Annotated in this window: 13 protein-coding genes; 9 read left to right on the top strand and 4 right to left on the bottom strand. The window is 58.1% G+C overall.

Translation table 11 applies throughout. From position 1 onward, the window contains the following. Positions 1 to 2: 2 nt before the first annotated feature. Complete coding sequence (locus UIA24_RS21910) at positions 3 to 752, bottom strand: slipin family protein (RefSeq protein ID WP_330523918.1); 750 nt, start codon at positions 750 to 752, stop codon at positions 3 to 5. 2 nt (positions 753 to 754) lie between these two features. Next, complete coding sequence (locus UIA24_RS21915; protein WP_330523919.1) at positions 755 to 2,122, bottom strand: NfeD family protein; 1,368 nt, start codon at positions 2,120 to 2,122, stop codon at positions 755 to 757. Positions 2,123 to 2,260: 138 nt separating this feature from the next. Between UIA24_RS21915 and UIA24_RS21920 the strand changes: the two genes are divergently transcribed. From UIA24_RS21920 to UIA24_RS21930, 3 genes are all read left to right on the top strand, one after another. After that, positions 2,261 to 2,719, top strand: a complete 459-nt coding sequence (locus UIA24_RS21920) for an aminoacyl-tRNA deacylase (protein WP_065761603.1) — start codon at positions 2,261 to 2,263, stop codon at positions 2,717 to 2,719. Between the two features lie 62 nt (positions 2,720 to 2,781). Next, a complete protein-coding gene (locus tag UIA24_RS21925; protein ID WP_065761602.1) occupies positions 2,782 to 3,021 on the top strand; it encodes a DUF2789 domain-containing protein in 240 nt (79 codons plus the stop codon). Between the two features lie 63 nt (positions 3,022 to 3,084). Next, positions 3,085 to 3,723, top strand: a complete 639-nt coding sequence (locus tag UIA24_RS21930; protein ID WP_099773257.1) for an NADH:ubiquinone oxidoreductase subunit N — start codon at positions 3,085 to 3,087, stop codon at positions 3,721 to 3,723. A gap of 21 nt (positions 3,724 to 3,744) precedes the next feature. On the opposite strand, the gene lapD is transcribed toward UIA24_RS21930, so the two are convergent. Both lapD and lapG read right to left on the bottom strand, forming a co-directional pair. Beyond that, positions 3,745 to 5,691: a cyclic di-GMP receptor LapD gene (gene lapD / locus UIA24_RS21935; RefSeq protein ID WP_330523920.1), complete on the bottom strand. Its 1,947-nt coding sequence runs from the start codon at positions 5,689 to 5,691 to the stop codon at positions 3,745 to 3,747. Positions 5,692 to 5,700: 9 nt separating this feature from the next. After that, on the bottom strand, positions 5,701 to 6,363 hold the full coding sequence (lapG, locus tag UIA24_RS21940) for a cysteine protease LapG (protein ID WP_330523925.1): 663 nt from the start codon (positions 6,361 to 6,363) through the stop codon (positions 5,701 to 5,703). A gap of 338 nt (positions 6,364 to 6,701) precedes the next feature. On the opposite strand from lapG, the gene UIA24_RS21945 reads away from it, so the two are divergent. The 6 genes from UIA24_RS21945 (at position 6,702) to UIA24_RS21970 (ending at position 14,315) form a co-directional block, all read left to right on the top strand. Next, entirely contained in the window at positions 6,702 to 7,394 is a 693-nt protein-coding gene (locus tag UIA24_RS21945) for a GntR family transcriptional regulator (protein WP_330523921.1), read from the top strand. A gap of 79 nt (positions 7,395 to 7,473) precedes the next feature. Next, on the top strand, positions 7,474 to 8,052 hold the full coding sequence (locus UIA24_RS21950) for a thioesterase domain-containing protein (RefSeq protein ID WP_099773255.1): 579 nt from the start codon (positions 7,474 to 7,476) through the stop codon (positions 8,050 to 8,052). Positions 8,053 to 8,650: 598 nt separating this feature from the next. Continuing rightward, entirely contained in the window at positions 8,651 to 9,427 is a 777-nt protein-coding gene (locus UIA24_RS21955; protein ID WP_330523922.1) for a DUF3050 domain-containing protein, read from the top strand. Then, a complete protein-coding gene (locus UIA24_RS21960; RefSeq protein WP_330523923.1) occupies positions 9,424 to 10,371 on the top strand; it encodes a diiron oxygenase in 948 nt (315 codons plus the stop codon). The genes UIA24_RS21955 and UIA24_RS21960 overlap by 4 nt, the downstream gene beginning before the upstream one ends. Next, positions 10,368 to 13,820, top strand: a complete 3,453-nt coding sequence (locus tag UIA24_RS21965; RefSeq protein WP_330523924.1) for an amino acid adenylation domain-containing protein — start codon at positions 10,368 to 10,370, stop codon at positions 13,818 to 13,820. The genes UIA24_RS21960 and UIA24_RS21965 overlap by 4 nt, the downstream gene beginning before the upstream one ends. 30 nt (positions 13,821 to 13,850) lie before the next feature. Further along, positions 13,851 to 14,315, top strand: a complete 465-nt coding sequence (locus UIA24_RS21970) for an SRPBCC family protein (RefSeq protein WP_065762018.1) — start codon at positions 13,851 to 13,853, stop codon at positions 14,313 to 14,315. Positions 14,316 to 14,520 lie beyond the last annotated feature (205 nt).

Genomic DNA, 14,520 nt, shown 5'->3' on the forward strand with positions numbered 1-14,520 from the left:
CCTCAGGTGTTATCCATCATCCCCTTGAACAGCTCCAACGGCAGCGGGAAGACGATGGTCGATGACTTGTCCCCGGCAATGCTGCCCAGGGTCTGCATATAGCGCAGTTGCATGGCGCCGGACTGGCGCCCCAGCATTTCGGCAGCCTGCATGAGTTTCTCTGACGCCTGCAACTCGCCTTCAGCATGAATCACCTTGGCCCGTCGCTCACGCTCGGCTTCAGCTTGACGGGCTATGGCGCGAATCATCGACTCATTCAGGTCGACATGCTTGATCTCGACGTTTGCCACCTTGATGCCCCAGGCATCGGTCTGGGCATCAAGCACCTGACGGATGTCCAGATTGAGCCGTTCGCGTTCAGCCAGCAGTTCGTCGAGTTCATGCTTGCCCAGTACCGCACGCAAGGTGGTCTGGGCCAGTTGGCTGGTAGCGGCGAAGTAGTCCTCGACCTGAATGATTGCCTTTTGGGCATCCAGCACACGGAAGTAGAGCACCGCATTGACCTTGACCGAGACGTTGTCGCGGGTGATCACATCCTGGGGCGGTACGTCGTGAACCACGGTTCGCAGATCGACCCTGACCATCTGTTGCACGCCCGGAATCAGCAGAATCAGCCCCGGCCCTTTGACCTGCCAGAACCGGCCCAACTGAAACACGACGCCGCGTTCGTACTCGCGCAGAATGCGAAAGGCTGAAAACAACAGCAGCATGATCAGCCCAAACAGCGCAGCAAAACCCAGTTGCAGGAACATGCTCACTCTCCTTGCGCCGGTTGTTCGGCGGCAGCACTAACCTCCAGCAGCACGCCGTTGCGTGCCACCACCCGAACCCGCTGCCCGGCGTGCAAAGGCGTCTGGCACTGTGCCTGCCACTGCTCGCCCTGGGCCTGTACACAGCCCATGCAAGGGTCTGTGGCCTGCACGTCGGTGACCCTCACCACGCTACCCACAAGGCCGGCATCTCCACTGACCAGTGCACGCCTTCTGGCCCTGAGCGCCATACCGATCAACCCGCTCAACAACAACGCTGCGAGCAGGGCCAACCCCAGTATCAGAGGCAAGGGAATGCCAAAGCCGGGCACATCGGTGTCCATCAGAATGACGGCGCCCGCCACAAACGCGGCAATACCCCCAAAGCCGATGACCCCAAAGCTGGGCAAGAACGCTTCTGCAATCATGAATGCCAGCCCCAGCATGATCAGGCCAACGCCGGCATAGTTCACCGGCAACAACTGCAACGCGTACAAACCCAACAACAGGCAGATGCCACCCACCACGCCGCCTACACCGGAACCCGGGTTCATGAACTCGAACATCAGCCCGTAGACACCGACGGTGATCAGCACCAGCGCCACACTGGGGCTGGTGATGACCGCCAGCAGTCGGGTACGCCAGTCGGGTTGGCGCTCAATCAGCGGCGCCTGGGTGGTCTGCAACACGACGGCCTGGCCTGCGGCGTCAAGGTTCTTGCCATCGAGTTGGCGCAACAGGTCTGGCACATCAGTGGCCACACGATCGATCACCTTTAGCCGCAACGCTTCGCTGGCGGGCAGACTGACCGCATCACGGACGGCCTTTTCCGCCCACTCGACATTCCGCCCGCGCAATTGCGCCAAGCTGCGAATGTAAGCGGCGGCATCATTGATCTGTTTGTGGAGCAGGGTGTCGCCAGGATCTAAAGGCGCCTTCTTGTCGCTACTGGGGGCAGCGGGCGGTGCGCCCGGTGCACCGCCAATCTGCACCGGTGTAGCCGCACCAAGATTGGTTCCCGGGGCCATCGCCGCGACATGACTGGCGTAGAGAATATAGGTACCCGCGCTGGCCGCCCGAGCCCCACTGGGCGAAACAAAGGTGGCCACCGGTACCGGGCTGGCGAGAATCGCCTTGATAATGGTACGCATCGAGCTGTCCAGGCCGCCCGGGGTGTCCAGCTCAATCACAACCAGTTGAGCATTCAATGCCTGAGCCTGAGCCAGCCCCCTCACCAGATAGTCGGCAGAAGCCGGACCAATGGCATCGTCTACACGCAAGAGCAGCACCGGGCTACCAGGCGCACCCTGCCCCCTCGACATAACGACGAGCATCAGCAGCAGAAGCATGCGCCACCAGCGGCGAGCGTTCACCCGGTCACACCTGGCTTGTATGTGTGAATTAAGTTTAGTCCGGCAACCCACAACAGCACCGCCTAAACTTTCCACAGGGGGACAAACTAACCGAGGCCTGTAATGGCATAACGCCTGGACTGGGCCTGGAGGTGCATCATGCGTATGGCAAGAACCGTGCAGCAGCGCCTGGACACGGCCGGCTGCGATTACGACATCGTTCCTCACCCACACTCAGCGACCAGCCTTGAGTCTGCACGCACTGCAGGTGTCCCCGCCGAGCGGGTCGCCAAATCAGTCATGCTCGACGACCGTCACGGGCACTACCTGATGGCTGTACTACCGGCCAACCGTCATCTGGACATGAGCAAGGTGCGCGCCACCGGCCCTTGGCAACTGACCCGAGAAAGTGGCCTGCCACACCTGTTCGGCGACTGTGAGCGCGGCGCCATTCCAGCGTTGGGCGATGCCTACGAAATCAAAATGCTGCTCGACCCGACGTTGACCCGTCAGGGCGATATCTACCTGGAAGCAGGCAACCACGATTATCTGGTTCACATGAGCATGGATCAGTACCTGAAACTGGTGCCAAAGGCCGAAGTGCGCGAGGTCTGCTGATGATCTCCAACCCACCGCCAGGCGGGCACTGTCATTAGTCTGCCTGGCCCAAGGAGCGAACCATGGAATCAACTACCCATAGCCTTCCCTCACTGTTCAAACAATTGGGCTTGGCTGACGATGCGCTGAGCATTGACCAGTTCATTACCAGCCACTCCCCCCTGAAATCCGATATAGCGCTCGCAGATGCGCTGTTCTGGACAGCGTCGCAACGCGATTTTTTGCGCGATGAAATCCTTGAGGACGCCGACTGGGCCGAAGTGATCGACCAGCTCAGTCTGGCACTGCGAAAAATGCGCTGAGCGGCAACGGATATCGGCGAGTGGCGTTGCTATGCTCAAAACAACAACACGGGGACAGCGCCAATGAAAGATCCCTATGCACCCGGCTTCTGGTGCGCGGTAACCGCCTTGGTATTGCTCACCGCCGGTTATTTCTATGGCATACGCGACGCTTACGAACTGGCAGAGGCCGAACTGTTCCTGTTCGGCGCCGCTGCCGTGATCGCGGCAATGGCACTGACGTCATTGGCCTGGACCTCCTGGCAGCAGTTGAAAACGCGCAAGCGCCAATTGGCTCAGGGCCGCACACTGGTTGCCATCTGGAACACCAAGGTGGCGCTGCGTCGCGTCGAGACCGTCTTTGACCGCTATTTCTGGGGCAGCTATTGGCAACCCGGACGGACCTTTCAGGAGGTCATGGGCGAGCTGGAGGGCACGCCACTGGAGCAAAGCCTGGAAGCCTTGAAGCGCCAGTGCCGCGAGCTTGACCAGGAAATCCAGGACTCCCGTTGGCACTGGCTGAACAATGCTCGGGAGCTCTCCAGTGTGGCCACCGCGATGGCCCGTGAGCGCTATCAACTGGACCTGTGCGATTCACAGCAAAGTGCGGGACGGGGTGCGGCAGTACTCAACCGCGACCTGGAAGTGCTGGTGTACACCTGGTCGGCGCGCCTGCGCAGCTTTGATCACCAACTCGACGAGCTGGAAGGCGAGTACCGTTAGCGTACTCGCCCCGCCGCAGCACTACTTCCAGGGTGCCGGTTCGCCGACCAATTGCCCCTGAATACCCTGAATGCCCATTTCACGCAGCACATTGAGCTCACCTTCGGTTTCAACGCGCTCGGCAATCAACGGCAAGTCGATACTGTGTGCTGCGCGCTGGATCGCCTCGATGAACAGGCGCTTGTGCTGTTCCTGATCAATGGCGCGAATATAGCTGCCGTCGATTTTCAGGTAGGCCAACCCCAGATTCGCAAGGTTGCCGATCATGCTGAAGCGCCCGCCAAAGCGCTGCAGGCTCAGGCTGAAACCCAGACTGCGAAGGCGTCGGGTCAATTGCTCCAGCACGGATTGCTCGGGAAGCTGCTCTTCCCCGATTTCCAGCGTCAGACGTTGGCCCAATGCCGGATACTGCCCCAACAATTCATAGACCCGCTGCAAGGCCTTTGGATCAGCCAGGGTTGCCGCCGACAGGTTCAGCGCCAAGGCGTAGCCGTGGTCGCCCATTTGCTTGAGCACGAGCTCCAACATCAACAGGTCGAGCCTCGCCGACCAGCCAAAGCGCTCCAGCCAGGGCAAAAAGCGACCGGCAGCGATGGTCTGACCCTGAGCGTCGAGCAAGCGCGACAACACTTTGTAATGCAGTACACGCTCAAGGTCTTCCGATGCCACAACCGGTTGGAAGAACAACTGGAAACGCCCCTGACTCAAAGCATCATCCAGCAAGGTATGCCAACCATGATGGGTATCGCCTGTTTGCGGCGCAGTACCCTGTTCAAGGCACACCCAACTCGGCTCAACCTGGGCCTCGGCGCGAGCCAGGGCCTCATCAGCCAATTTCAACAACGCCTGCGGAGCGTCACCCGGGCTATAAGGTGCCAAGCCAATACAGGCCACCGTGCTCACGTCAGTCGCACCTGTCGCACTAAGGCTCTGCAACGTGACCTCAAGCGCCTGCGCCAACTGCACGGCCTCTTCATGCACCATGCCCGGCGCCAGCACGGCGAACTCGCCGCCGCGGCTGCGGGTAATCAGGTTGTTGGTTTCCGGGTAGTTGGCACAGGCACGTTTCAGCTGCTGCCCGACCGCTTGCAGCAACTGATCAGTCCGTTGCCCACCCAAACGCTGGTTGAGCCCCGCCAGATCTTTGACCCTCAGCAACAGCAGGTAGCCCGCTCGCGCCTCTTCCAGGTTACTGACCTTGGCGTTGAGTTGCATCTCGAAATAGCGGCGGTTGGCCAGTCCGGTGAGACTGTCCTGGTATGACTCAATCCGCAGTTTCTCGCTGCGCTCGGTCTGCTCCAGAAACAGCGCCTTGAGCTTATCGACCATCTGGTTCATTGCCTGGACAACGCGGCGCAGTTCAGGTGTACGCGGCAGTTCGGGCAAGCTCAGGAACTCTCGCCGTGCAATGGCTTGGGACTGGGCAACCATATAGTCCAACGGCTTGAGTTGGCGACGTAACAACATCGCGCCCAACAATGCACTCAGCGCACCACAGAGCAGCAGCCAACCCAGACTACCCAATGCACTCTGCCAGAGCTTGGCCAGGGCGAACATCGGGTGACTGACCACCTCGACACGCGCCGCCTGCTGCCAACCCCGGCTGACGATCGCATCGCCGCCCGCAGCCTCCAGGCCTATCAGACGGATGAACCAGCGTGGCACGCTGCCAGCTTCCGGCTCGGCATGGCGCTCAACCAACAGGGCGTCAGAGGTCAGGTCTACTACCCGGATGCTGGAATAGTAACCACTGTCGAATATCGAGCTGACCATCAACTCGACCATTGCCGGGTCATCAATGTTCGGTGTCAGCGACAATGCCAACGCCGTCGCCGCATCCTGGGCATGCGAGCGCAGTTGGTTGACGTACTGGCTACGCGAGCTTTCCAGACTAACCATGAAACTGCCGGTGAAGGCGACCACCAGGAACAGGCAGATGGCAAGCAACAATTGTTTGAACAGTGACATCTACGCTCCTTAGTAAACCGGCTCGGCCGGGAAACCTTCGGCCTGCATCTTCTTCAATAGATCCTGCCAACGGGACAAACGCTTGGTATCGCCGACCTTCTTGTTACCCTTGGCCCCCGCCAGCCAGAGCCCCTCGCCGTTGAATGCATAGACCGGCAACAGGTCGGCACGCTGGCTGGCGGGCTTGATCGCATCGATCAGGCTATCCAGTACCAGCGGCATGGCGTCTGGGTTCGAATAATAGGTCAAAACCATATGCGCGCGGTTCTGGCGCAGCGCCTTGACGTAGGTAATACGCAGCTTTTCGCTGGGAACTCCAAGCCGACGCAAGCTGAAATACTTGGCAATCGCATAGTCCTCGCAATCACCGGCACCCTTGATCAGCGACTGGATTGGGGTAGCCCAATAATCCACTTCATGCCAAAGGTCGATATCTTCTTCATAGCGCAACTGACGGTTGAAGAACTGATTGACCACATTGAGGCGCTCGACCTCACTCAGTTGCTTCTGCGTAGCCAACAACTGTTGCCAGGCATCGATACGCCCCTGGCCTGCCCCCAATGGGCCGTACAAGGCCTGAGCTCGTCGACTGATCTGGGAGAAATCCCAGTCCGCACGCAAGCCGCCCAGCAACATGCAGCCAAGCAGCAAGGCCAGACCGAACCGGCGCATGATCAGATGAAAAGCCCAACGTTTCGCCAATGCGAATAACCCGTGCAGACCTGAGGGAACCGGATGGTGCGACTTGCCCGATGAAAAAACAATGGCCGACTGAGATCACACTGCTATTACTGTGCAACTACCCAGAAAATACCGGCATTCTGTCCGCTTCCCTTGGGCAAAAACTTCATTCACGATAGTCATTGAATCGGCAACAGCGCACTTGTTGCAGGGCCGCATAAAGTGTTTTCGCTGTGGTTCATAGCCGGTTTGACAAGTAAATTTTCAATCACTAGTGTAGATTGGATCCAAGATCCAAAAAAGCACACCGACATCAGGGTAGAGTCCGCGTGGCCGAAAAGTCCAAACTCTTGAGTGAAATACTCGGTGGCGAGCAGGTTCCGCCGCATCTCGCTCGCAGTGTGATCGAAGAACGGCTGCGTAGCGCCATCATCGAAGGGCGGCTCGCACCTGGGGTGGCCTTGCGCCAACAGGAACTGGCAACGTTGTTCGGCGTCAGCCGCATGCCCGTTCGCGAGGCATTACGCCAATTGGAAGCACAGTCATTGTTGCAGGTGGTAGCCCATAAGGGGGCCGTGGTTGCACCGTTGATCGGTGAGGATGCAGTGGACACCTATGCGCTACGGGTCATTCTGGAAGCTGAGGCGTTACGCCAGTCGATCCCACTGCTTGATGCCGAGGATATCGCGCAGGCACGTCACTACATCGAACTGTTGGAGACCGAAACCCGATATGCAGAGATCGGTCGTCTGAACCGCCTGTTTCACATGTCTCTCTACCACAAGGCACCCAACCAGAAACTGCTGCGCCTGATTGAAAACGAACTCAATGAAGAAGAACGCTTCCTGCGTTTCCATCTTTCGTCCATGGGGCTGGGCAAACTGACCCAGGACGATCACCGCGGGTTAGTGGAAGCGGCCAATGACAAAGCCGTTGAAGAGGCCGTCAGTATTCTGCAGAAGCACTTGAACAAAGCCGCCGTAACAATGAAAAACTACCTGAGCAAGCAACGAAACGATTGATCCCGCAGCCTGCGCCTTACAGAGACTGGCGCGGGGCTGCAGTACTGCTTCAGGGAAGTCTTGAGCGCAAGGAAATGCAGTGCACGCCCATACGCCACAACAGCTTACGCCCCTACCGTGCGCACAGCCCGGCTCAATTGTGCTGATCTGCTTCGCCAACAGCGCGAGCAGCCTGGTGCACTATCAGCGCTGGCAGAACGACCTGAACGATCACATTGAGCTGGCGCCAATAGATGTATCAGGCTACGGTGCGACCGCAGGCGGCTCTGGCACTGAGGACCTTTGCGAGCAATTGTTTGAGCGTTTGCAGGCCTATCTACGCCGACCTCATGCGCTGTTTGGTCATAATGACGGCGCGCACCTGGCCTTCGAGATCGCCAAGCGAATGCAACACGTCAGTCCGCGCTTGACCCGTCATCTGTTCGTTTCAATGTGCGATAGCCCAGCAACCTCGCCATGCCAGACCGCGCATAGCCTTCAAGTACCCGTCACTGCGCTTTATCCGCCAGGCAGTCTGAAACGCATACTGGGCTGGCGAGACTACATTTGCCGTGAGCTGGAACTGATCGAGTTGCCCAGCACGCAACTCGACGATCCGAAGCTGCAGCAGCGTCTGATGCAAATCATCAATACCCACTTGGGGCTGCTCAGCCTCTAACCCTGCTTCGCTGTCACCCATCAACGACATCCCCTCTTACACCTCCTTTTCCTCCAGGCCGGCAGCCAGACATGGCAGTGCCGCCATTTTGAGCACACTCTTAGCAGCAGACGGCCGCTGATCGCCAAGGGTGGGCCTGGTCGTCTGTGCGTTATGGATCAACAGAAGGAGTTCGACCACGGGCAAGGACCGATACCGATCAGCCGCCCCTCATAGTTCATATGTAACTTCCCCACCACATCAGTGCGCCGAGCGAAACAATCGCTCAATAACTTTATTTCGATCTAACTGCATCGAAAGGATCGCACTCAGCCAAATAAAACTTAACTTAAAAGTTTTATAGAAGACCTTATCGACAAATAATAAGCGCACCATTAATTAATTTAAAAAACACTTGCAGACAACTTTGAAGTTGCTTTAGTTTTTCCCTGCCAACTGCATAAGCGTTGGCACTGCGGGCCCACAACGGCCTGAATAAAGCCACGAATGGCTTATATACAGCGATCGCCATTATCGAACTTTTCGTTCGACGGCCTCGCTCGGCCTGAAGAAAACAATTCATGCCCCACTCACAACATTGTCCAATTAAGGAACCATCATGACCCCACTCAAATATTTACTCAGTGAAAAGAAGGCGGTACTTGCCGCGCACCCCATCTTCGCCGAAATAGACTCATTACCCGTGTTACAACGGTTCATGGAAACCCATGTCTTTGCCGTCTGGGACTTCATGTCACTCACCAAGCGGCTACAACAAGAACTGACCTGTGTACAACTACCCTGGTTACCACCCGCTGACCCCAAGGCGGCTCGCCTGATCAATGAAATCGTTTTAGGCGAGGAGTCCGATAACCGGCTGGTGCACGGTCATTACAGCCACTTTGAGCTGTATCTGGACGCCATGCGCGAAGTCGGCGCCAGCACGCTCGCTATCGAGCAGTTCGTGCGCCTGCAGCGCGAGGGCATGGGTTATGCCAGTGCCTTGGGCCGTGTCGCTGCCAGCGATGCCGCCAAGCAGTTCGTCTGCAACACCCTCGAAACCGCCATGAATGCCCCCGCCCATGCAGTCGCAGCAGCGTTCCTGCATGGCCGCGAAAGCGTGATTCCAGGCATGTTCCAGCGAATTCTGGATGATTGGGGAATTACTGCAGAACAGGCCCCGACCTTCCGTTACTACCTGCAACGGCATATCGAAGTGGACTCGGAAGACCACGGGCCAGCAGCCGAGCAGTTGCTCACGCGGTTAGTAAACAACGACCCCCGACATGAGAGCGAGATGTATGAAGCTGCCATTGCTGCAGTGGAGAGTCGCATTGCCCTCTGGGACCGCCTGCGTGACGCGATGCACGCTGAAACTGCCGAGGCCAGCGTATGAGTGCTATCGACTACCAGTCGTTCGCTACGGTCTGGGAAGACCGAGCAACGATACGCACCCGCCCACGGCGAATACTGGAGAACGACGACCGACTGATTTATCCGTTGAGCCGTCAGCCACTGGTGCTGGGTGCCACGTTCATGCGCGAGTGCTCGCAATGGCGCGACTTCGTGCTGGTGCAAAGTCTCTACAAGTTCATCAACGATGTAGTGATCTTCGAAACCGAGATCGTCGACCGCACAGCACGCGCCATTGCCAAGAACCGCTTCGCGATCCGCTTTCCTTTTGCCTGCCGCTACGACGCCATGACGGTGGTCATTGATGAGGACTACCACGCTCTGGTGGCAATGGATTTCATGCAACAGACCGTGGCGCTGACCGGCATTGAGCCGATCGATCTACCCAACGAAATTGAACTGAGCCGCGCTATTCCGGCGGCCCTGGCTCTGGTGCCAGAACACCTGCGAGATGCGCTTGAACTGATTTGCGTGGCTATCGCCGAGAACACGCTGACCAACGATGTGGCGGCCTTTGCCCGCGACGACACGGTCAAGCCATCAATCAAGGGCCTGATGGCGGATCACCTGCTCGACGAAGGCCGTCATTCGACGTTCTGGGCGCGGCTGGTACGCCTCTACTGGCAGAGCGCACCGGAAGAGGACCGTAGCTGTATCGCCCAAATACTGCCGGTGTTCATTCGCCAGTACCTCACCAACGATATCCAAAAGGCCTTCGACTTCAACGTGATCAAACACCTTCAGGTGTCTGAACGCGTGCGCACAGCGCTTAACGAGGAGGTGCTGAGCATGGTTTATCCGATCAATCAGCAACACCCACTACTGGGCAACATCCTGCGCTTTTTCCGCAACAGCTCAATGCTCGACTCGCCGTGCGTGCAACACGCGCTGGCCGATTACCACGTCGAGACAAGGAGACCGTCATGAAACGCCTCGATATTTTACTGGTAGGCACCAGCCCGGCACTGGCTGCACTGCACGCTGAGCTGGAGCAACATGGTCACGTCCTTTACCTGGCGACAGATCTGTCTAGACCAGAGCAGCCGTTACAGGTGGCTCCACAATTGGTCATCGAAGATGGCAGCTTGCCCCTTCCGTATGCTGCAGAAACAGGTGTTTCCGGTTGCACCTTCCTGAGCCTGCGGCTGGGTAGCAGCACTGACACACGGGGCCTGCTGCCGGGCCTGGAGCTGCGCTGCTGGACAGGCAGCCGCAAAGCCCAACGGCTGATTGCGCACGAAGTGCTGCCGATGGAGCCTTCAGGCAATGGTCAGCAACTGCGTCTGCAAGCCATTGCCCGCCTTCAGTCACTGGTTGCGCTGCAGGTCGGGCGCCTCTCGCGCAACCCCGACTACTTGCTTGAAACGCCCACCATCAGTGGTGCTCAGTTCGCCCATGAACACGGCCTGATGTGGCTGGAACAACTGGCATTTGTTCATCTCTTCAATAGCACCCGAAATGAACAGTTACTCAAGCGCGCGGATGTGCCTGTCATCGAACGGCTGGAGCGCAGTTTTCAGGTCTTTGCCGATAACCCGGCGCTGAACCTGAATGGTCATCGTCTCAGTTATGCCCAGTTGCACGCTCAGGCATTGGCCATTCAACAGCAGTTGATCCCTCACCTGCCAGCGCACTGGGCTCAACCACCAGTGATCGCCATCTGCTTGCCCAAGTCACTGGCGCTCTACGCCAGTTTGCTCGCCGTATTGGGCTGCGCAGCGGTGTACCTGCCAATGGACCCCAACCACCCTGCCGAGCGTCTTCAGTACATTCTCGACAATGCCGGCGCAGCACTGCTGATTCACGATGCCAGCTTCAGTCCCAACCGGGCGGGCCTACCCACACTGGATCTGAGCCAATTACCCGCGGCACCGCAAACGCCCCTGTCCAGCCTGATACGCATACGCGCACAGAGCGAAGCACCCAGTGTGGCCATTTACACCTCAGGTACCACCGGCCACCCAAAAGGGGTTCTACTCAGCCAACGCAACCTGAGCCACTTCCAGCATTGGTATGCCGAGCATGTGCAACTCGCGGCACACAGCCGAGTGCTGCAATTTTCGACCATCAACTTCGATGCATCGTTACTGGACATCCTGCCTACGTGGGCCTGTGGCGCCGAATTGGTCATCCCTGATGAAGACCAGCGGCGTGACCCACAACGCCTGCTTGAGCTGTTACAGCGAGAAGCTGTCACTCATGCCTTTCTGCCACCGGCTTTACTGAGCATCCTGCCGCTGAAGCAGATGAGGGGCGTGAACCACCTGATAACCGGTGGCGATGTCTGCGAACCAGAAGTAATCGAGCACCTGGCCGAACAGTGCTGTTTCCACAACATCTACGGGCCAACCGAAACCACCGTACTGGCAACTACGCGTGTATTCGCCTGCCGGGACAACAACCGCAACTTGGGTCGCCCCATCGCCAACTGCGAAGTTTTCATTCTCGACGAACACCTGCAGCCCGTGGTCGAGCAAACACCAGGTGAGTTGTACATCGCAGGACCGGGCGTGGGCCTAGGTTACTTGGGTAATCCGCAGTTAAACGCCGAACGCTTTCTGCTGCTGGACCTGCCCGACGGTAGACAGCTGCGCGTCTATCGCACGGGCGATGTGGGCAAGTGGACGGAGCACGGTATCGAAATCTGCGGTCGCCGGGATAATCAGGTAAAGATCCGCGGCTTCCGCGTTGAGCCGGAAGAGGTCGAGCATTGCCTGCGTGCCAGCAAGCTCTACCGTCAGGTTGCCGTCGTGGTCGATCAGCAACGCCGCTTGCTGGCTTTTGCTGCCCAGCCACGGCAGGCAGACGCCAAGGTGGCGTTGCGCAGATACGCCGAGCAGCAACTACCTGATTACATGTGTCCAGCGTTCTATCAGGAACTGCCAAACATGCCCTATACGGCCAACGGCAAAATAGACCGTCAGGCCCTGCGTGCGCGCCCTGTTCAACTGGGGCCGCAAAACACCCATGTGGCACCGCGAAACGATTGTGAACAGCGTGTACTCAGGATCTGGAGCGCGCTACTGGAGTTGCCCGCAGACCATATCTCCTGCACCGACAGTTTCTTCAACCTGGGTGGTCATTCGATTCTGTTGTCGCGCCTGCTATTGGAAGTTCGCGAAACGTTTGGTCGCAGTATCCCAATCAACCGTTTTATCGAAATGCCAACCTTGCAACGCATGGCAATGCTGCTGGGCGACGAAGATAACGAGACCAGCACGCTTGACCCTCAAGCACGGTCCGATGCTGAACGTGCGCTAGACCTTCAGGTGCAACCAATAGACTGCCTTGGCGATGTACACAAGGTCATCGTCACCGGTGCCAACAGCTTCCTTGGTGTGCATATCGTCGAGGCCCTCCTGGACTGGGGCGCTAGCGAAGTGGCCTGCCTTGTGAGACGTAACGCAACCCACTCAGCGGAGGAACGTTTTACTCAGGCCGTGACCGAGAACCAGCTACAAGGCTTGGACCTGAACCGCGTGAGGGTTTTTGAAGCCGACCTGCGCCAACCGAAGCTTGGACTTAATGAGGCGGACTACGACTACCTTGACCGCCATTACGGGGCTTTGATCCACAACGGCGCACACGTCAATCATGTGCTCGATTATCAGGCTCTGGCTATAGACAACGTCGAGCCCTTGTTTGCCTGCCTGCGCTTGTGCGAAGGGCAACGAAAAAAGATCTTCAACTTTGTCTCAACGCTCTCAGCGTGCAGTGCCATCGACGATGACGGGAAGGTGCTTGAGCAACCACCTGCACAGACACCACCGATCTACATCCGCAACGGCTACAACCTGAGCAAGTGGGTCGGCGAGCGCATCCTGGAGCGGGCACGGGCGCAGGGTGTCTGGGTCAATCTGTACCGGCCGGGCAACATCACCTTCGACAGCCGTAACGGTGTCTGCCAGCCACACAAGAATCGCTTGATGCTGATGCTCAAGGGATCGTTGCAACTGGGCCAGGTGCCAGCACTGGAGCTCAACTTCGACCTGATGCCAGTGGACTTCCTCGCCCGCTTTATCGCCTTCCACACCAGCCGCTACCGACCCGAGCAGGCGGTGTTCAACCTGCACAATCCCGAGCCACTGAGCTGGCAAGCCTATGTCGCGTCGTTCCGTGACATTGGGCGGCCCTTTGAGCTGGTCGAGGTCGAGCAGTGGCAGCAGCAACTGCAGCGGGTCGACTGCGACAACGCGCTGTTCGAGGTGCTCGGCTTCTACCTGAACGGTTTTGAGGAAGACATCGGCGATACCTCACGCATCGACCATGACAACGCCCGCGAAGGGGTGTGGCGCATGGGCGAGCGCTACCCGGCAAAAAACCCGGCGCTGCTGCAACGCGGCTGCCGCTATCTCCAGGACATCCAGTTCATCTGAATCACCCAAGCCAAACAGGAGTACACAACCATGCAACTGCAACCTGACACCCTGATCCACAATCCCGATGGCTGCCGCGTTGTTTCTAGCGTCGAGATCCCCGCCGCCGCCACCAGCGTCTGGAACATCGTTGGTAACTTCGCCGGCTTCCCGGTGTTCATCCCTGCCCTGGCACATATCGATATGACCGGCAGTGGTGTGCGATCCGTACGCAAGAAGCTGTTCAAGGACGGTAATGTGGTCATCGAGCAACTCAACTCACACGACGACCAAGCAATGTGCATGACCTGGAGCCTGATCTACACCAGCCTGAACATTGGCAACCTCTGGGCAGCCATGCAGGTGGAGGCCCTGGGAGAGCAGCACAGTCGCGCGACCTGGACTATCCAGGCAGAGCCTCATGAAGGTGGTGCCGAAGCGCTACCAGCGTTCCAGGCCTTTCTACAGGGCTTTGCCGATAACGCCATGAGCAATGTCCGCAACCTGCTCACCTGAGCACTAGCCCCGGGCGGGGCGTGACCGTACGTCATGCCCCTACCGCAACCAATCTCTGTAGCTTGCATACAGCAGAGTACAGACCCAGAAAAGACAAAACCCCAGTCTGCCGCGCAGACTGGGGTTTTGGAATTTAATCTTGACGATGACCTACTCTCACATGGGGAAACCCCACACTACCATCGGCGATGCATCGTTTCACTGC

This window comes from Pseudomonas sp. AL 58 (genome assembly GCF_036348395.1).
Classification (GTDB): Bacteria; Pseudomonadota; Gammaproteobacteria; order Pseudomonadales; family Pseudomonadaceae; genus Aquipseudomonas; species Aquipseudomonas defluvii.